Annotated in this window: 19 protein-coding genes; 12 read left to right on the top strand and 7 right to left on the bottom strand. The window is 67.2% G+C overall.

Features of this window, described 5'->3' with window-relative positions; genetic code table 11:
- Position 1 precedes the first annotated feature (1 nt).
- Complete coding sequence (locus tag RS84_RS15605; protein ID WP_045258685.1) at positions 2 to 919, bottom strand: EamA family transporter; 918 nt, start codon at positions 917 to 919, stop codon at positions 2 to 4.
- A 78-nt stretch (positions 920 to 997) separates the two neighbouring features.
- On the opposite strand from RS84_RS15605, the gene RS84_RS15600 reads away from it, so the two are divergent.
- Entirely contained in the window at positions 998 to 1927 is a 930-nt protein-coding gene (locus RS84_RS15600) for a LysR family transcriptional regulator (protein WP_045258684.1), read from the top strand.
- Between the two features lie 7 nt (positions 1928 to 1934).
- Here the strand turns inward: RS84_RS15600 and glpK are convergent, their stop codons facing one another.
- From glpK to RS84_RS15585, 3 genes are all read right to left on the bottom strand, one after another.
- Positions 1935 to 3449, bottom strand: coding sequence for a glycerol kinase GlpK (glpK, locus tag RS84_RS15595; RefSeq protein WP_045258683.1), 1515 nt, complete (start codon positions 3447 to 3449; stop codon positions 1935 to 1937).
- A gap of 24 nt (positions 3450 to 3473) precedes the next feature.
- On the bottom strand, positions 3474 to 4226 hold the full coding sequence (locus tag RS84_RS15590) for an MIP/aquaporin family protein (RefSeq protein ID WP_045258682.1): 753 nt from the start codon (positions 4224 to 4226) through the stop codon (positions 3474 to 3476).
- A 94-nt stretch (positions 4227 to 4320) separates the two neighbouring features.
- On the bottom strand, positions 4321 to 6030 hold the full coding sequence (locus RS84_RS15585; RefSeq protein WP_045258681.1) for a glycerol-3-phosphate dehydrogenase/oxidase: 1710 nt from the start codon (positions 6028 to 6030) through the stop codon (positions 4321 to 4323).
- A gap of 102 nt (positions 6031 to 6132) precedes the next feature.
- Here RS84_RS15585 and RS84_RS15580 point away from each other — a divergent pair, with 102 nt between their 5' ends.
- Entirely contained in the window at positions 6133 to 7104 is a 972-nt protein-coding gene (locus tag RS84_RS15580; protein WP_045258680.1) for a sugar-binding transcriptional regulator, read from the top strand.
- A 6-nt stretch (positions 7105 to 7110) separates the two neighbouring features.
- On the opposite strand, the gene RS84_RS15575 is transcribed toward RS84_RS15580, so the two are convergent.
- Positions 7111 to 8262 carry a glutamate--cysteine ligase gene (locus RS84_RS15575; RefSeq protein WP_045258679.1) on the bottom strand — a complete coding sequence of 384 codons (1152 nt, stop codon included), beginning with the start codon at positions 8260 to 8262 and terminating at the stop codon, positions 7111 to 7113.
- Positions 8263 to 8470: 208 nt separating this feature from the next.
- Here RS84_RS15575 and rpsP point away from each other — a divergent pair, with 208 nt between their 5' ends.
- Genes rpsP through trmD form a run of 4 tightly spaced genes read left to right on the top strand, consistent with a single transcriptional unit; the run spans position 8471 to position 10439 of the window.
- Entirely contained in the window at positions 8471 to 8908 is a 438-nt protein-coding gene (rpsP, locus tag RS84_RS15570; RefSeq protein WP_045258678.1) for a 30S ribosomal protein S16, read from the top strand.
- A 6-nt stretch (positions 8909 to 8914) separates the two neighbouring features.
- Positions 8915 to 9145 (top strand): RNA-binding protein, encoded by a 231-nt coding sequence (locus RS84_RS15565; RefSeq protein WP_045258677.1) that lies wholly within the window; start codon positions 8915 to 8917, stop codon positions 9143 to 9145.
- A complete protein-coding gene (gene rimM / locus RS84_RS15560; RefSeq protein WP_045258676.1) occupies positions 9138 to 9734 on the top strand; it encodes a ribosome maturation factor RimM in 597 nt (198 codons plus the stop codon). Before RS84_RS15565 ends, rimM begins: the two co-directional genes overlap by 8 nt.
- A gap of 9 nt (positions 9735 to 9743) precedes the next feature.
- Positions 9744 to 10439 carry a tRNA (guanosine(37)-N1)-methyltransferase TrmD gene (trmD, locus tag RS84_RS15555; protein WP_045258675.1) on the top strand — a complete coding sequence of 232 codons (696 nt, stop codon included), beginning with the start codon at positions 9744 to 9746 and terminating at the stop codon, positions 10437 to 10439.
- 24 nt (positions 10440 to 10463) lie between these two features.
- Here trmD and RS84_RS15550 read toward each other — a convergent pair whose 3' ends face one another.
- Entirely contained in the window at positions 10464 to 11057 is a 594-nt protein-coding gene (locus RS84_RS15550) for a histidine phosphatase family protein (protein ID WP_235281507.1), read from the bottom strand.
- Positions 11058 to 11100: 43 nt separating this feature from the next.
- Here RS84_RS15550 and RS84_RS15545 point away from each other — a divergent pair, with 43 nt between their 5' ends.
- Complete coding sequence (locus tag RS84_RS15545) at positions 11101 to 11838, top strand: class I SAM-dependent methyltransferase (protein WP_045258674.1); 738 nt, start codon at positions 11101 to 11103, stop codon at positions 11836 to 11838.
- 6 nt (positions 11839 to 11844) lie between these two features.
- Here the strand turns inward: RS84_RS15545 and map are convergent, their stop codons facing one another.
- Complete coding sequence (map, locus tag RS84_RS15540) at positions 11845 to 12627, bottom strand: type I methionyl aminopeptidase (protein WP_045258673.1); 783 nt, start codon at positions 12625 to 12627, stop codon at positions 11845 to 11847.
- A 110-nt stretch (positions 12628 to 12737) separates the two neighbouring features.
- Here map and RS84_RS15535 point away from each other — a divergent pair, with 110 nt between their 5' ends.
- The 5 genes from RS84_RS15535 (at position 12738) to RS84_RS15515 (ending at position 15625) form a co-directional block, all read left to right on the top strand.
- Entirely contained in the window at positions 12738 to 13226 is a 489-nt protein-coding gene (locus RS84_RS15535) for a hypothetical protein (protein ID WP_045258672.1), read from the top strand.
- 166 nt (positions 13227 to 13392) lie between these two features.
- A complete protein-coding gene (gene rplS, locus RS84_RS15530; protein ID WP_045259246.1) occupies positions 13393 to 13740 on the top strand; it encodes a 50S ribosomal protein L19 in 348 nt (115 codons plus the stop codon).
- A 117-nt stretch (positions 13741 to 13857) separates the two neighbouring features.
- Entirely contained in the window at positions 13858 to 14592 is a 735-nt protein-coding gene (gene lepB / locus RS84_RS15525; protein ID WP_045258671.1) for a signal peptidase I, read from the top strand.
- The gene (locus RS84_RS15520) at positions 14589 to 15248 is read left to right on the top strand and encodes a ribonuclease HII (RefSeq protein WP_045258670.1); all 660 of its coding nucleotides are present in this window, start codon (positions 14589 to 14591) and stop codon (positions 15246 to 15248) included. The genes lepB and RS84_RS15520 overlap by 4 nt, the downstream gene beginning before the upstream one ends.
- Positions 15249 to 15298: 50 nt before the next feature.
- A complete protein-coding gene (locus tag RS84_RS15515) occupies positions 15299 to 15625 on the top strand; it encodes a DUF2469 family protein (RefSeq protein ID WP_045258669.1) in 327 nt (108 codons plus the stop codon).
- Positions 15626 to 15711 lie beyond the last annotated feature (86 nt).

Below are 15711 nucleotides of genomic sequence, written 5' to 3'. Positions count from 1 at the left end.
CTCAGCGAGAGACCACCGCCGCAGCCTCGACGGTCTTGTCGGCTGCGGGTGTCTTCGGCATCCGGGGGCGCATGGTGAAGACCTGGCCAGCGATGAACGCGGCCAGCACGAGCGTGAGGCCGGCCGTCTGCAGCGGAGTGAGGGTCTCGCCGGCGACGAGCGTGCCCAGCGCGGTCGCGACCACGGGGGAGAGAAGCGCGAGCAGTCCCGGCGCCGCGACAGGCAGCTGCTGGATGCCGCGGAACCACAACGTGTAGGCGACCAGACCGCCTGCAGTGCCCAGCCACACATAACCGAGGACGGCGCCGGAGCCGATCTGCGTCGGCATGCCCTCGAAGAGGAGGGTGAGCGGGAGCAGCACGAGCCCTCCGGCGGTCAGCTGCCATCCGGCGTACGCGATCGGACCAACCCCGGCCGGACGGCCCCACCGCTTGGTGAGGACGATGCCGGCTGCGGTCGCAGACGTGCCGCCGATCGCGGACAGAATGCCCAGCAGATCGAGCTGGGCTGCCGGGCCGAGCACCACGAGGGCGACGCCGGCTGCGCCGACGACCGCGGCGGACGCGGTGAGCGGACGGATGCGCTCGTGCAGCACCAGGGAGCCCAGGCCGATGACGACGAGCGGCTGCACCCCGGCGACGGCGGCGGCGACTCCTCCCGGAAGCCGCTCAGCGGCGAGGAAGAGCAGCGGGAAGAACGCGCCGATGTTGAGGATGCCGAGCGCCGCGGCTTTCCACCACCAGTCGCCGCGCGGCAGCGTGCGGCCGATCGCGATGGCCAGCAATCCCGCCGGCAGCGCGCGCAGGAGGCCTGCGAGCAGCGGATGCCCCTGGGGGAGCAGCTCCGTCGTGACGAGGTAGGTCGTCCCCCAGGCGACGGGCGCGAGAGCGGTGAGGAGAAGGAGTGCGAAGCGGCTCATGCTTCCAGGGTGCGCGGAAGGAGCCAATGAGTCCAACGCATGCTTTGCACAAAAGACATGAGCTGAAATCATGTATTCATGGATCTTCAGCAGCTCCGGTACGTTGTCGAGGTCGCCGACACGGGAAGCTTCACGCGTGCTGCCGAGCGCTGCTACGTCACACAGTCGGCGTTGAGCCACCAGATCGCTGCACTCGAGCGAGAGCTCGGCCAGCGTCTGTTCGCGCGAACCAGCCGGAGCGTGCGGCTGACCGAGGCAGGCGAGGCTTTCCTGAGGCAGGCGCGAATCGCCGTCATCGCCGCGGAGACGGCGAAGGAGGACGCCGCGGCGTCAGCCGGTCAGGTGATCGGCACGCTCCGCCTGGGGGTGATCCCGACCGTGGCCGCTGTGGACGTGCCGACGCTGATCGCGAGGTTCCGCCGTCAGCATCCGCACGTCCGCGTAGAGCTGCGCGTCGGAAACAGCGACGCGCTCATCGTCGGAGTGCGCCAGGGAGAGCTCGACGTCGCACTGCTCGGTCTGCGTGCGGAGACGGCTCCTGAGGGAGTGGCGGTGCGTACGCTCGCGCGGGAGAGGCTCGCCGTCGCGCTCCCGCCGGATCACGAGCTGGCGGGCCGCCGACGTCTGCAGCTCGCCGATCTCGCGGCTGAGGTGTTCGCCGACTTCCCCTCCGGCACCTCGGGGCGTGCGCAGGGAGACGCCGCGTTCGCAGCATCCGGTCTGAAGCGAGACGTCGCCTTCGAAGCCGACTCCGCAGAGCTGCTTCTCGGGCTCGTCGCCGCCCGGCTCGCGGTGACGATGATGGCGCCGGGGGTGATCTCCCGCTCAGGAGCCCGTGTCGCTTTCGTGGAGGTCGCCGACGGTCCTGTTCGCGTCGAGTACGCGGCCTGGAGCGCGCAGACCGCGAGGAACGTGGCGCACGCGTTTCTGAACGAGCTCGACGCCGAGATCTCGGCGGGAATGCGAGAGGCGGGTCCGGAGCAGAACTCCGGACCCGCCTCTCAGTGACTCACGATCACTTCACGTCGTCGTCGACCCAGTCCATCGACTTCGTGACGGCCTTGCGCCACAGGCGCAGTTGACGGTCGCGCTCGGCCTCGTCCATCGACGGCTCCCAGCGCTTGTCCTCCTGCCAGTTGGCGGACAGATCGTCCAGGCCGTTCCAGAACCCGACCGCGAGGCCGGCAGCGTACGCGGCGCCCAGGGCTGTCGTCTCCGCGACGACAGGCCGTACGACCGGCACACCGAGGACGTCGGCCTGGAACTGCATGAGGGCGTCATTCGCCACCATGCCGCCGTCGACCTTGAGCTCGGTCAGGTCCACCCCGGCATCCGCGTTGACCGCGTCGAGCACGTCGCGCGTCTGGAAGGCCACGGCCTCGAGCGCTGCGCGAGCGATGTGGTTCTTGTTCGCGTAGCGAGTGAGTCCGACGATCGCGCCGCGGGCGTCAGGACGCCAGTAGGGCGCGAACAGACCCGAGAACGCGGGGACGATGTAGACGCCGCCGTTGTCCTCGACCTGCTTAGCCAGCTCTTCGACCTCGGGGGCGGAGCTGATGATGCCGAGCTGGTCGCGCAGCCACTGGATGAGCGAACCGGTCACCGCGATCGAGCCCTCGAGCGCGTAGTGGGTCGGCCCGTCGCCGAGCTTGTAGCCGACCGTGGTGAGCAGGCCGTTCTTCGAGTGGACGATCTCCTCGCCGGTGTTGAAGATCAGGAAGCAGCCCGTGCCGTAGGTGTTCTTGCTCTCGCCCGTGTTGAACGCCGCCTGGCCGAAGGTCGCCGCCTGCTGGTCGCCCAGGATGCCGGCGATCGGCGTCTCGCGCAGCAGAGAGGAGTCCTCGGCGTTGCCGTACACCTCGGAGGAGGAGCGGATCTCGGGCATCATCGAGCGCGGCACGCCGAAGGCCTCGAGGATGTCGTCGCGCCACTCGAGCGTCTCGAGGTCCATGAACATGGTGCGTGACGCGTTGGTCACGTCGGTCGCGTGAACGCCTCCGTCGACACCGCCCGTGAGGTTCCAGAGCACCCAGCAGTCGGTGGTGCCGAAGAGCAGATCGCCGGCCTCCGCCTTCTCGCGGGCGCCCTCGACGTTCTCGAGGATCCAGGCGATCTTCGTACCCGAGAAGTAGGTCGCGAGCGGAAGACCCACGACCTGCTTGAAGCGCTCGACGCCGCCATCGGCCGCGAGGCGGTCGACGATGCCCTGCGTGCGGGTGTCCTGCCAGACGATCGCGTTGTAGACCGGCTCGCCTGTGGTCTTGTCCCACACGACCGCGGTCTCGCGCTGATTCGTGATGCCCACAGCGGCGATGTCATGACGGGTGAGGTCGGCACGGCTCAGGGCGAGTCCGATGACCTCCTGCACGTTGCGCCAGATCTCCGAGGCGTCGTGCTCGACCCAGCCGGCCTGCGGCAGGATCTGCTCGTGCTCCTTCTGGCCCGTCGCGACGATGCTGCCCTTCTTGTCGAAGATGATCGCGCGGCTGGAGGTGGTTCCCTGGTCGATGGCGATGATGTAGTCAGCCATGGTTGTTCTCCTTTGAAATCAGGGTCAGGCGAGGTGGAGGAGGACGGGCGCCGCAACGGCAGCGATCGCACCGCCGATGAGGGGGCCGACGACCGGAACCCACGCGTACGACCAGTCGCTGGATCCCTTGCCCTTGATGGGGAGGATGGCGTGGGCGATGCGAGGGCCGAGGTCACGGGCGGGGTTGATCGCGTAGCCGGTGGGGCCACCGAGCGATGCGCCGATGCCGACCACCAGGAGGGCGACCGGAAGGGCCGTGAGCGGGCCGAGGCCTCCGGGCGTTCCGACCTCGACGTCGCCGTAGTCCGCGAACGCGAAGATGCCGAAGACCAGCACGAAGGTGCCGATGATCTCGGTCACGAGGTTCCAGCCGTAGGAGCGGATGGCGGGGCCGGTCGAGAAGACGCCGAGCTTGTTCGCGGCCTCGGGCTCCTCGTCGAAGTGCTGCTTGTAGCCGAGCCACACGATGATCGCACCGAGAATCGCACCGAGAAGCTCGGCACCGGCGGCGGTGGCGAACATGGCGAAGTCGATCTTGCCGGCGATCAGGAGGCCGATGCCGACGGCGGGGTTCAGGATGGCGCCGGAGTATGCCGAGACGAGGACACCCGCGAACACCGCGAGACCCCACCCCCAGTTCACCATCAGGAAGCCCCCGCCGAAGCCCTTGTTCTTCGTGAGCGCGACGTTGGCGACGACTCCACAACCCAGGATGATGAGCATCGCCGTTCCGACGAGCTCAGACAGGAAGTAGAGACCGAGATTCACATCAGTCATGTCTTCATTGACCTTTCTTGTGCGGCAGGACCCCTCAGCCCTGCCGCGTTTCGAGGGAGTTTCACGTCGCAGAGGAGGGCGACGTTCGGAGTCGTCAGCCGCGTGCGCGGGACGAGATGTTCAGGCCGTGTCGTTCGTTCAGGAGGAGCCGCGTCTGCTCGATCTCGGCGTCGTGACGGTCGCGATCCCAGCCGAGCAGGGGAGCGAGGGCATCGCCGATCTCGTCGAGCACCTCGGCGGTCGCGTTTCCGGTGAACGCGATGCTCGTCCGACGCAGGATCACGTCCTCCAGTCGGGCGACGAGCTCGTTCTGCACCATCCACTCGAGCTCTCGCGTCGAGAGGTCGCCGCCGGCCAGCGGCGCGTCGGCGCCCTGTTCGATGTACTCCCAGACCTGCGCGGCGCGCGTGCCATAGCGGGAGAGCAGACCGTCTGCCCGGTCTCCCGCGCCTCCCAGGTTCTCCTGGATCCAGATGCGGCGGGCCTTCTCCGTGCGGGGGAAGTCGCGGCCTCCTCCGATCGCGCGGCCGGCCGTCGAGACCGTGCGAGTGCGCGTGATCAAGCCGAGAACCACATCGGACAGAGACTCGCCCAGGGCGCGGAACGTCGTCCATTTGCCGCCGACGAGGCTGACCAGGGGAGTGGCTCCCTTGTCGTCGACCTCGATGCGGTAGTCACGCGAGACGAAGCCGGGGGCCGTGTCCTCGTGGCGGGGCAGCGGACGGATGCCGGAGAAGTTGAACACGATCTGCTCGCGCGACACCGTGATCTGGGGGAACACGTGGTGGATCAGGTCGAAGAAGTAGTCGACCTCCTCGTCCGTGCACACCGGGACCTCGCGCGGGTCTGCGTCGATGTCGGTGGTGCCGACCAGGACGCGGCCCTTGAGCGGGTAGATCAGCACGATGCGTCCGTCGGAGTGCTCGAAGAAGATCTCCCGGCCCCGGGTCGCCTCGAGGAGCTCCGGGTGGTCGAGCACGATGTGCGATCCCTTCGTGCCTCCCATGAACCGCGTGACCTCGCCAAGCGCGTCATTCGTGAGATCGGTCCACGGTCCGGATGCGTTCACGACCACGTCGGACGCGACCGCGAACTCCGTTCCGCTCTCGCGGTCGCGCAGCAGCACCTTGTCGCCGTCGCGGCCGATGGCCTCGACGTAGTTGAGGGCGATCGCGCCGGGGTGGGCCGCTCGGCCGTCCTGCAGCACGTCCAGCGCCAGACGCTCGGGGTCGTGCATCGACGCGTCGTAGTAGGTCGCCGTGTACTTGATGTTCGGGTCGAGCGCCGGAAGCTCGGCGAGGGACTTCTTGCGGCCGAGGAAGCGGTGACGCGGAACCATGCCGCCGTCGCGCGAGAACGTGTCGTAGATGGTCAGGCCGACCTTGATGAGGAAGGCGCCGCGCTCCTGGGGCTTGCCGCTCTTGTGCGTCAGGAAGCGCAGGGGGGCTGCGAGGATGCCCGAGAACGTCGAGTAGATCGGGATCGTGGTCTGCAGGGGCTTGACGTAGTGGGGAGCGATCTTGAGGAGTCCGTTGCGCTCCTCCACGGACTCGCGCACGAGCCGGAACTCGCCGTTCTCGAGATAGCGGATGCCGCCGTGGATCATGTGGCTCGACGCCGACGATGCGCCGGACGCGAAGTCGCCTCGTTCGACGAGCACGACGTCGACGCCCTGGAGCGCCAGGTCGCGGAACGTCGAGATGCCGTTGATCCCGGCTCCGATGACAAGGACGCTCGTGCGTCCGGCCTCGCGGACTGCGCGAACCTCGTCGCGCTCCGCCGATGAGTGTGTCGACTCGATCATCCTCGACCTCTCTTCTCTGCTTGCCCCCAGCATTTACCCAGGCCGGTACAGCGCGCAAGCCCACTGCACATATGTGCAAGGATCGAACTCCAGGAGGTCATGATGGCGAAGACCGACGCGGAATCCCGCGACTCCAAGCTGGTCGCGGCGCTCACCGCCGCGCAGCTGTACTACATGCAGGACAAGACGATGGAGGTGATCGCGCAAGAGCTCGGCACCTCCCGCTCGTCGGTGTCGCGCCTGCTCAGCTTCGCCCGCGAGAGCGGGCTGGTCGACATCAGGATCAACTCTCCGCTGGAGCGGCTCGGGATGCTGGAGCAGCGCATTCGCGATCGTCATCACGTCGCCGCGCACGTCGTCCCGATGCCCGAGATCGTCAGCGAGGTGGAGCGGCTCGAGCGTGTCGCGCTCACGGCGGGGCGTCTGCTGTCGCAGTTCGTCGATTCGAACATGATCGTCGGTGTCGCCTGGGGATCGACGATCAGCGCGGTGAGCCGGGGGCTCACGCAGAAGGAGACGCACAACACGACCTTCGTGCAGCTCAACGGAGCCGGCAACACGCAGACCAGCGGCGTCGAATATTCGAGCGACATCCTGCAGCGATTCGGCAGCGCCTTCGGCGCCCAGGTGCAGCAGTTCCCGGTGCCGGCGTTCTTCGATGACCCACACACCCGTGAGGCGATGTGGCGAGAACGCAGCACGCGACGAGTGCTCGACCTTCAGGCGAAGATGGACATCGCGGTGTTCAGCCTAGGCTCACCCGCGGCCGAGGTGCCCAGCCGGGTCTACGTGGGCGGCTACCTCAGCCGCGACGACTATCGCAGCCTCCGCGAGGACAACGCGATCGGCGATGTGGCGACCGTGTTCTTCCGCGCAGACGGATCGTGGAAGGATATCCGCGTGAACGCCCGGGCCACAGGGCCGGGCCTCGATCGGCTGCGGCGTGTTCCGCGTCGCGTTTGCGTGGTGTCGGGGATCCCGAAGCTCATCAGCCTGCGGTCGGCCATCTCCGCCGAGCTGATCACCGATGTCGTCCTCGACGAGGGACTCGCTCGGCGGCTCGTAGACGATTGAGGGGTCTCACTCTTCGTGCGTCGAGGCCTCAGGCCCCGAGCGGAACTCCCTGATGAGGTGGTGCACGACCGCGGAGAGGTCACCGCCCGCGGCATCCGCCACTGTCAGCTGACGAGCGTAGCTCGCGCCGTCCTGGAGGATCCTGCCGATGCTCGCGAACTCCCTCTCGCAGCCCAGATCGACCGCGATCGGTGCGAGTTCTTCGAGGGTGTCGGACAGGTGATCGCGCACATGGCGCTGCCCTCCATGCGAGTCCACGATCACGCGGGCGTCGAGTCCGTAGCGCGCCGCACGCCACTTGTTCTCGCGGTGGAACCAGCTCTGGAGCATGGGAAGCTCGCGCCCCTCGTCGAGCTGCCGGGAGAAATGCTCCACGAGCACCTGGATCAGCGACGCCACGGCGGCGAGCTCCGGGAGCGTGGACATGCCGTCGCAGGCGCGCACCTCGATGGTGCCCCACCGTGGAGCAGGACGGATGTCCCAGCGCACCTCCGAGGCATCGGCCATCACTCCCGTGCGGACCATGTCGTCGAGGAAGGATTCGAACTGCTGCCAGTCGTGAAGCGGCCAGGGGAGCCCCGCGGTGGGCAGCTGCTGGAAGACGAGGGCGCGGTTCGAGGCGTAGCCGGTGCGTTCGCCGGCCCAGAACGGGCTCGATGCCGCGAGTGACTGCAGATGGGGCAGGAAGCCGGCGAGAGCGTTGATGATGGGGAATACCTTGCGGGGGTCCTCCACGCCGACGTGCACGTGGATGCCCCAGATCATCATGTTGCGTCCCCACCACTGGGTTCGCTCGATCAGCTTGTGGTACCGCGTCTTGTCGGTGACCTGCTGCTCATACCACTGCGCGAACGGGTGGCTTCCGGCGGAGAGCAGCTCGATGCCGGCCGGATCGGTGGCGGCCCGGACAGCCGCGATGGCCTTGGCGATGTCGTCGATCGCCTGCGCGACGGAGGAGCCGACCCCGCTCGTGACCTCGATCGTGTTGGTGAGGAGCTCGCCGGTCACGGTGTGGCGCTCGTCGGCGCTCTCGGCCTCGAGTGCGCTGAGCAGCTCGGGTGCTCGCCCGACCAGATCTCCGCTCGCAGGATCGGCGAGCATGATCTCCCATTCCAGCCCGACGGTGGAGCGGGCGGACGGAGCGAATTCGAGCTTCACGTGCACAGTCTGACATGTGGGGTGCGCGACACGACCGCACCGTGTCGCCACGTTTCGCGCCGAGGCCGCGCATCTGGCAGAATAGAGGTTTGGACGACGTGCTCGACCCTCTATCCAGCACTCATCCTCCCTTTCAGAGCTTCCGCCGGGTGTGCACCCCACTCTCCAGGCGATCGGTTCGTTTCCTTCCACACAATTCAGGAGAATCGTGGCTGTCAAGATTCGTCTCAAGCGCCTGGGCAAGATCCGTGCGCCCTACTACCGCATCGTCGTCGCAGACTCGCGCACCAAGCGCGATGGTCGCGTGATCGAGGAGATCGGCAAGTACCACCCCACCGAGGAGCCCTCGTTCATCGAGGTCGACTCCGAGCGTGCGCAGTACTGGCTGTCCGTCGGCGCTCAGCCGACCGAGCAGGTCACCGCGCTGCTCAAGATCACGGGCGACTGGGGCAAGTTCAAGGGCGACAAGGACGCGAAGTCCACCCTCAAGGTCGCAGAGCCCAAGGCCGCTTTCGAGATCGACGCTTCCAAGAAGTCCGTCGTGAAGCCGAAGGCGGAGAAGAAGGAGGCTCCCGCTGAGGAGGCTCCCGCCGCTGTCGAGGCCGACGCGGAGGCCGCTGAGGCTCCCGCCGCAGACGCGGAGTAATCCGTCGTGCTCGCCGCCGCGCTCGAACACATCGTCAAGGGGATCGTCGATCACCCGGAGGATGTGCGTATCAATGAATCCGCGTCGCCGCGAGGCGATCTCCTCGAGGTGCGCGTGCACCCCGACGACCGTGGACGCGTGATCGGGCGCGGCGGCCGCACCGCCAAAGCACTTCGCACGCTCATCACCGCACTGGCGGACGGCCGTCGCGTGCGCGTCGACGTCGCGGATGACTGACGTGGTGCAGAACGACAGGAACCAGGGCAAGAACCAGCTGCGCGTCGGGCGCCTCGTCAAGGCCCACGGCCTGAAGGGTGCGCTCAAGCTCGAGCTGTACACCGACAACCCTGAGCGTCGTTTCACGCCGGGGGCCGAGTTCACGTTGCAGGTGCCGGAGGCATCTCCATGGCACGGCAAGACCGTCACTGTTCGCGAGTATCGCGTGATGAACGGAAACCCGGTCGTCTTCTTCGACGACGTGGATGACCGCACCGCGGCCGAGGGGCTCGTGCGGGCGATCCTGTGGATCGATCAGGACACGTCCGAGGTCGAAGAGAACGCATGGTTCGATCAGCAGCTGGTCGGACTCGATGTCGTGCGCGATGACGTCGTCGTGGGGCGCGTCGCGCGCATCGAGCATTTCCCCGCGCAGGATCTCCTGATCGTGAAGGCCGGTGACCGCGAGATCATGGTCCCGTTCGTCGAGGCGATCGTGCCGACGGTGGACGTGGCCGGTGGTCGCGTCGTCGTGACTCCGCCGGCGGGTCTATTCGAAGATCTTCCGGATGCCGCGCAAGAGGATGCTGCCGCCGAAACGGCCGAGTGAGGCTGCGCCGTGCGCATCGACGTCGTCTCGATCTTCCCGTCGTACTTCGACGGTCTGACGCTCTCGCTTCTCGGTAAGGCACGCGATTCGGGGATTCTGAACCTGAACGTGCGCGACCTCCGGGATTGGACGCACGACCGCCATCGCACGGTGGATGACACGCCGTACGGCGGAGGCGCCGGCATGGTGATGAAGTCCGAGCCGTGGGGGCTCGCGCTGGACGAGCTCGCCTCGGGATCCGAGCGTCCCACGATCATCTTCCCCTCGCCCGCAGGTGAGGTATTCACGCAGGCGAAGGCCCGCGATCTCGCCACCCGCGAGCACCTCATCTTCGGATGCGGCCGGTACGAGGGCATCGATGAGCGCGTGTTCGAGTACGCCTCGTCGATCGGCGAGGTCCGCCTGATGAGCCTCGGCGACTACGTGCTCAATGGCGGGGAGGTCGCCACGATGGCGATGATCGAGGCGATCGGCCGGCTCATCCCGGGCGTCGTCGGCAACCCCGAGAGCCTCGTCGAGGAGTCGCACGAGGACGGCCTTCTCGAGTACCCCTCGTACACCAAGCCCTCGGTATGGCGCGAGCGCGCTGTGCCCGACGTCCTGCTCAGTGGCAACCACGGGGCCATCGCGGCCTGGCGCCGAGAGCAGCAGATCGAGCGGACCAGGGTGCGGAGGCCGGACCTTCTGGCGGACGACAGCGCCTGAGATCCGGTTGGGCGGTCCAGGGCGTCAGAGGATCCGCTCGACTCCGTTCGTGATCTCGAAGACCACGTCGTGGGGATGCCGGAGCGCTAGCGCACTGGGGCCGTCGAGACCGCGCAGCTCGGCGCGCAGCATCCGTCCGATCATCTCGTGACCGACCAGGAGCGGGACTCCGCTCGACGCCCAGCCGCATGCGGACAGGGCGCGGCGCGCGCGTGCGCGGGCCTGAGCATAGCTCTCGCCGCCGGGGAACGCCCAGCCGTAGCGGTTTGCGGCGCGGTCCGCCCGCGCTCCGGGGTGCTCGATGTCGATCTCGTCCCAGGTGAGACCGGCCATATCGCCTTGGTGGACGTCGGCGAGCTCATCGACTGCGACGACATCGACGCCCAGACGCTCGGCGATGACGACCGCCGTCTGGAGCGCACGCCCGAGCGGGCTCGTGAAGACCATCGCGACACCGGATCCGACCACACGCTCGGCGACCGCCTTCGCCTGCCGAAGGCCCTCATCCGTGAGGGGGGAATCGAGCTGCCCCTGGAGTCGATGCTCGAGATTCCAGCGCGTCTGGCCGTGTCGCGCCAGGAGAAGGCGCTCGGGCACATGACGGTCCTGGGGGATCATGCACTCAATATGGCACAGGGATGCGCGCTGGTAGCGTCGGGGCATGGTCGACGAGATGCTGGCGAAGTCGTTCGAGCGGTCGGGAGCGGACTACGACCGCTTCCGACCCGGATTCCCCTCGGCCGCGGCGGAGATGCTGCTGCCGGCGCCTGTCGAGGCTGTGCTCGATCTCGGCGCGGGGACCGGGAAATTCACCGAGCGGCTGCTCGGGCGCGCAGGCAGGGTCATCGCGGTCGAACCTGCTGCGGCCATGCTCGACGTCCTGCGATCCAAGCTCCCCGAGGTCGAGGCGGTGGACGGGACCGCGGAGAGCATTCCGCTTCCGGACGCATCGGTCGACGCGGTGGCGGTCGCGCAGGCATTCCACTGGTTCGACCGTGAGCGCGCCTGCGCCGAGATCTCGCGGGTTCTGCTGCCGGGAGGGATGCTCGGCCTGGTGTGGAACCACTCCGACCCCGACTGCGCATGGGATCGCGCTGCGCACAGGGTCGCCCATCCGGCGGTAGGAGACGCCGACAGCACGTCCGCCAGTGCTGCCGACGATCTTCCCGGCTTCACTTTCGTGCAGCACGCGGAACTGCGCTGGAGAGAGCGGATCACACGTGCGGACTACCTCGGCCGATGGTCGACGGTGAGCACGTTCCTCGTCGCCGATGAAGCCGGCCGTGAGGAGAAGATGGCGGCGATCGAGCGAGTTCTGGATCAGAATCCCCATACGGCCGGACGCACCGAGTTCGATCTGCCGATGATCACCGCCGTCTTCCTGTATCGGCGCGTCTGAGAGCCCTCAATCGACTCCGAGGAACGAGCGGTCGGTCAGGATGATCGGGCCGTCCTCCGTCACCGCGACCGTGTGCTCGGAGTGGGCGCCCCGAGAGCCGTCGACGCTGCGCAGCGTCCAGCCGTCCGGGTCCGTGACCAGTTCATCCGTCGTGGCGAGCAGCCAGGGCTCGAGCGCGAACACGAGACCGGCACGAAGCGGGAAACCACGGCCGGCGCGTCCGTCGTTGGGGACATGCGGGTCGCCGTGCATGATGCGACCGACGCCGTGTCCGCCGAAATCGGTGTTGATCGAGTAGCCCTCGCCAAGGGAGACCTCGGCGATCGCGGCCGAGATGTCGCCGATGCGGTTTCCGACCACGGCCGCGGCGATCGCGGCATCCAGCGCTCGCTCGGTGGTCTCGATCAGGCGAAGGTCCTCGTCGCGAGGGGTCCCGACGACGAAGGACACGGCAGAGTCGGCGACCCAGCCGTCGACGGAGACCGCGAAGTCGAGCGAGACCAGATCACCGTCGCGCAGCGTGTAGTCGTGGGGGAGACCGTGCAGCACCGCATCGTTCACAGAGGTGCAGATGACCTTGCCGAACGGGCTGGCGCCGAACGAGGGGTGGTAGTCGATATAGCAGGACTCGGCACCCGCCTTGCGGATCATGTCATGCGCCCTGCGGTCGATCGCGAGGAGGTTCGTGCCGACCTTGGTCTCGTCTCGCAGCGTCGCCAGGGTCTCGGCGACGAAGCGTCCGGCGGCGCGCATCTCGTCGATCTCGGCAGGGGTGCGCAGTTCGATCATCGTCAGTCCTCTCGTTGCGTCCATTCTCCCTGATGCGGTGGCCTCGGGCGTTCGCGCGCTCACAGCGAACACGGCGACTCGCGGGATCCGTGCGACGTACGATTCTTCGCATGAGGTTGCGTGAGGCGTTCTTCCGATGGCTGCTGCCAGCGGCGTTCGTGCTGCCGCTGTGGCTCGTGCTCGGCGGGATCGTGTTCGGCGCCGGGTGGGGGATGCTCTGGGTGCTGTTCATCGCCGTGCCATCCGTGTTCCTCGGCCAGCTGCTGCTCACGCTCCTGACGCGCTCACGGGCCTCCGTGCGTGCCGAGCGGGCAGTCTCGTGGTGGGACGTCGCGGGCTTCACCCTGTGGCATGGCCTGACGATCGCCGTCGGATTCTTCATCGACGGGGCTTTCGGATGGCTTCTCGCTGCCGCGATCCTGGTCGGGATCGGCCTGGTCTGGCTGCAGCTGTGGCAGCTGTGGAACGAGGCGAAGGGCAGCGGCATCCGCATCCGCGAGACCATCGCGTGGTCGGCGGCACCCGGCCAGACCTCGCCCACCGCATCGACTCGCGAGCCTGAGGTGATCGTGGTGCGCGAGAGCGATCCACGCGACTGAGCTCGTTTTGGTCGGCACTGGTTTCCATGGCAGAATGGATGTTTGTGCCGTGACCGGTTCTGCCTCAGGGGAACCCGCGGAAGCATCTGCTCCGTACGACGCACACCCGTTCTTGTTCCTTTGAAAACATGCAACCGACCTGAGGCGAGTGCAGAGAGAGACGATCATGCAGATCCTCGACGCCGTCGATGCGGCTTCCCTCCGTTCGGACATCCCCGACTTCAATGCCGGCGACACCGTCAACGTCCACGTGAACATCACCGAGGGCACCCGCTCTCGTATCCAGGTCTTCAAGGGCGTCGTGATCGGCCGTCAGGGCGATGGCGTTCGCGAGACCTTCACGGTTCGCAAGATCAGCTTCCAGGTCGGCGTCGAGCGCACCTTCCCGGTGCACTCCCCGGTGATCGACCACATCGAGGTCGTCACCCGCGGTGACGTGCGTCGCGCGAAGCTGTACTACCTCCGCAACCTGCGCGGCAAGAAGGCGAAGATCAAGGAGAAGCGCGACCGCTGAGTCGCAGCATCTCCACAGCACCCCGGGACACGATGTCCCGGGGTGCTGTGTTTTCCCCCACTTGTGCGAACCTTGGTAGGGCCGTGTTCGAGCGGCGAGAGTCTGTGAAGGAAACCGATGACGACTGAATCCGCGTCCGCGCCCACGCCACCGGTGAAGAAGAGGCGCGGACTCGTCGTCTTCCTGCGCGACGTCCTGGTGATCGTCGTGATCGCGGCGCTCGTGTCCTTCGTCGTGAAGACCTTCGTCGTCCGCTCCTTCTACATCCCCTCGGCGTCGATGGAGCAGACGCTCATGGTCAACGACCGGATACTCGTCGACGAGCTCACTCCGCGATGGACTGGCTACGAGCGCGGCGATGTCGTCGTCTTCAAGGACCCGGGCGGCTGGCTCGACGCGCAGCCGGCCACCCCGCCTCAGCCCCCACTGGTTCAGGCGATCGACTGGGTGCTCACACTCGTCGGGATCTCTGCCACGGATTCGCAGGATCACCTCGTCAAGAGGATCATCGGGCTCCCGGGCGACCATGTGGTCTGCTGCAACGCGCTGGGCCAGATCACGATCAACGGCACACCGATCGATGAGCTCTCGTACCTGAATCTCCCCCCTGGGGATACGGCGGCGTCGAACGAGCCGTTCGACGTGACGGTGCCCGAGGGCTCGCTCTGGCTGCTCGGCGACAACCGCGACCGTTCACGCGACTCGCGAGAGCACCAGGAGCTTCCGAGCGGAGGCTTCGTCCCGATGGCCAATGTGGTGGGCAAGGCCTTCCTCACGACCTGGCCTCTGAGTCGATTCGGCTCGATCGACGGCCACCACAGCACGTTCAACGGCGTTCCGGATTCCGAATGACGGTGATCGCCCCCAAGCTCACGCTCGAGCGCAGGCTGCTGTCCGAGTGCGAACTCATCATCGCGCTCGACGAGGTGGGCCGGGGAGCCCTGGCGGGCCCGGTGGCGGTCGGCGCGGCCGTGATGGATGCTGCAGGATCGCGTCGTCGCGTGCCCGAAGGACTCCGTGATTCGAAGCTCGTCACGGAGAAGCGCCGGCCCGAGGTCGCGATGCGCGCAGCGGCGTGGGTGTCGGCATCCGGCGTCGGCTGGGCGAGTGCGGCGGAGATCGACGAGGTGGGGATCATGCGTGCCCTGGGTCTTGCCGCCTCGCGCGCGGTGCAGAGCGTGGTGGACCAGGGTGTCGAGGTGGAGAACGCGCTGGTGCTGCTCGACGGCAACCACGACTACGTCTCGCGGGTGCATCCTGTGCCCCTGCGCGTGCGCTCACAGGTGAAGGCGGATCGTGACTGCGCGTCGGTCTCGGCGGCATCCGTCATCGCAAAGGTCGCGCGCGACGCGTACATGACGGAGCTCCACGACGAGCACCCCGACTACCAGTGGAGCCGCAACAAGGGCTACGCGAGCGTCGAGCACCGCGACGCGATCCGCACGCTCGGCCTCTCGCCGTATCACCGCGCCTCCTGGGCGATCGCCGACGCTCCGACCCTGTTCTGACAGCGTGCGGTGCCGCCTGTCGTCACGAGCGACTCTAGGATGGACACATCATGGATGAGGAAGCATTCGACGACTACGACCGAGAACTCGAGCTGGCGCTGTTCCGGGAGTACCGGGACGTGGTCGGTCAGTTCGCGTACGTCGTCGAGACCGAGCGTCGGTTCTATCTCGCGAACGAGGTCAACGTCGTGCGCCGTGACACCGAGCACGACTTCTACTTCGAGATCTCCATGTCCGACGTCTGGGTCTGGGACATCTACCGCGCCGACCGCTTCGTGAAGGCCGTTCGTGTGCTGACGTTCAAGGACGTGAACGTCGAGGAGCTGCAGCGCCGCGAGTTCGAACTCCCGCAGGAGCTGTCGCTCGACGGCGAGTGAATCTGCACAATTCCGCGCTCTGCGGCGGTAGTGCACAGGCTCGTGTCTTTCCGCGATCCTGTGTCGGCGGCGGGGACCGCGTGTTC

This window comes from Microbacterium hydrocarbonoxydans, from assembly GCF_000956475.1.
In the GTDB taxonomy this organism is placed as follows: domain Bacteria; phylum Actinomycetota; class Actinomycetes; order Actinomycetales; family Microbacteriaceae; genus Microbacterium; species Microbacterium hydrocarbonoxydans_A.
This window is presented reverse-complemented; position numbering and strand designations above follow the sequence as displayed.

Excerpts from the sequence above, each read along its gene's own strand:
- RS84_RS15550 (WP_235281507.1), bottom strand. The coding sequence starts at position 11,057 with ATGATCCCCCAGGACCGTCATGTGCCCGAGCGCCTTCTCCTGGCGCGA.
- RS84_RS15545 (WP_045258674.1), top strand. The coding sequence starts at position 11,101 with ATGGTCGACGAGATGCTGGCGAAGTCGTTCGAGCGGTCGGGAGCGGAC.
- rplS (WP_045259246.1), top strand. The coding sequence starts at position 13,393 with ATGCAGATCCTCGACGCCGTCGATGCGGCTTCCCTCCGTTCGGACATC.
- glpK (WP_045258683.1), bottom strand. The coding sequence starts at position 3,449 with ATGGCTGACTACATCATCGCCATCGACCAGGGAACCACCTCCAGCCGC.
- RS84_RS15520 (WP_045258670.1), top strand. The coding sequence starts at position 14,589 with ATGACGGTGATCGCCCCCAAGCTCACGCTCGAGCGCAGGCTGCTGTCC.
- RS84_RS15580 (WP_045258680.1), top strand. The coding sequence starts at position 6,133 with ATGGCGAAGACCGACGCGGAATCCCGCGACTCCAAGCTGGTCGCGGCG.
- RS84_RS15585 (WP_045258681.1), bottom strand. The coding sequence starts at position 6,030 with ATGATCGAGTCGACACACTCATCGGCGGAGCGCGACGAGGTTCGCGCA.
- RS84_RS15515 (WP_045258669.1), top strand. The coding sequence starts at position 15,299 with ATGGATGAGGAAGCATTCGACGACTACGACCGAGAACTCGAGCTGGCG.
- RS84_RS15535 (WP_045258672.1), top strand. The coding sequence starts at position 12,738 with ATGAGGTTGCGTGAGGCGTTCTTCCGATGGCTGCTGCCAGCGGCGTTC.
- rimM (WP_045258676.1), top strand. The coding sequence starts at position 9,138 with ATGACTGACGTGGTGCAGAACGACAGGAACCAGGGCAAGAACCAGCTG.
- lepB (WP_045258671.1), top strand. The coding sequence starts at position 13,858 with ATGACGACTGAATCCGCGTCCGCGCCCACGCCACCGGTGAAGAAGAGG.
- RS84_RS15605 (WP_045258685.1), bottom strand. The coding sequence starts at position 919 with ATGAGCCGCTTCGCACTCCTTCTCCTCACCGCTCTCGCGCCCGTCGCC.
- RS84_RS15590 (WP_045258682.1), bottom strand. The coding sequence starts at position 4,226 with ATGACTGATGTGAATCTCGGTCTCTACTTCCTGTCTGAGCTCGTCGGA.
- RS84_RS15600 (WP_045258684.1), top strand. The coding sequence starts at position 998 with ATGGATCTTCAGCAGCTCCGGTACGTTGTCGAGGTCGCCGACACGGGA.
- map (WP_045258673.1), bottom strand. The coding sequence starts at position 12,627 with ATGATCGAACTGCGCACCCCTGCCGAGATCGACGAGATGCGCGCCGCC.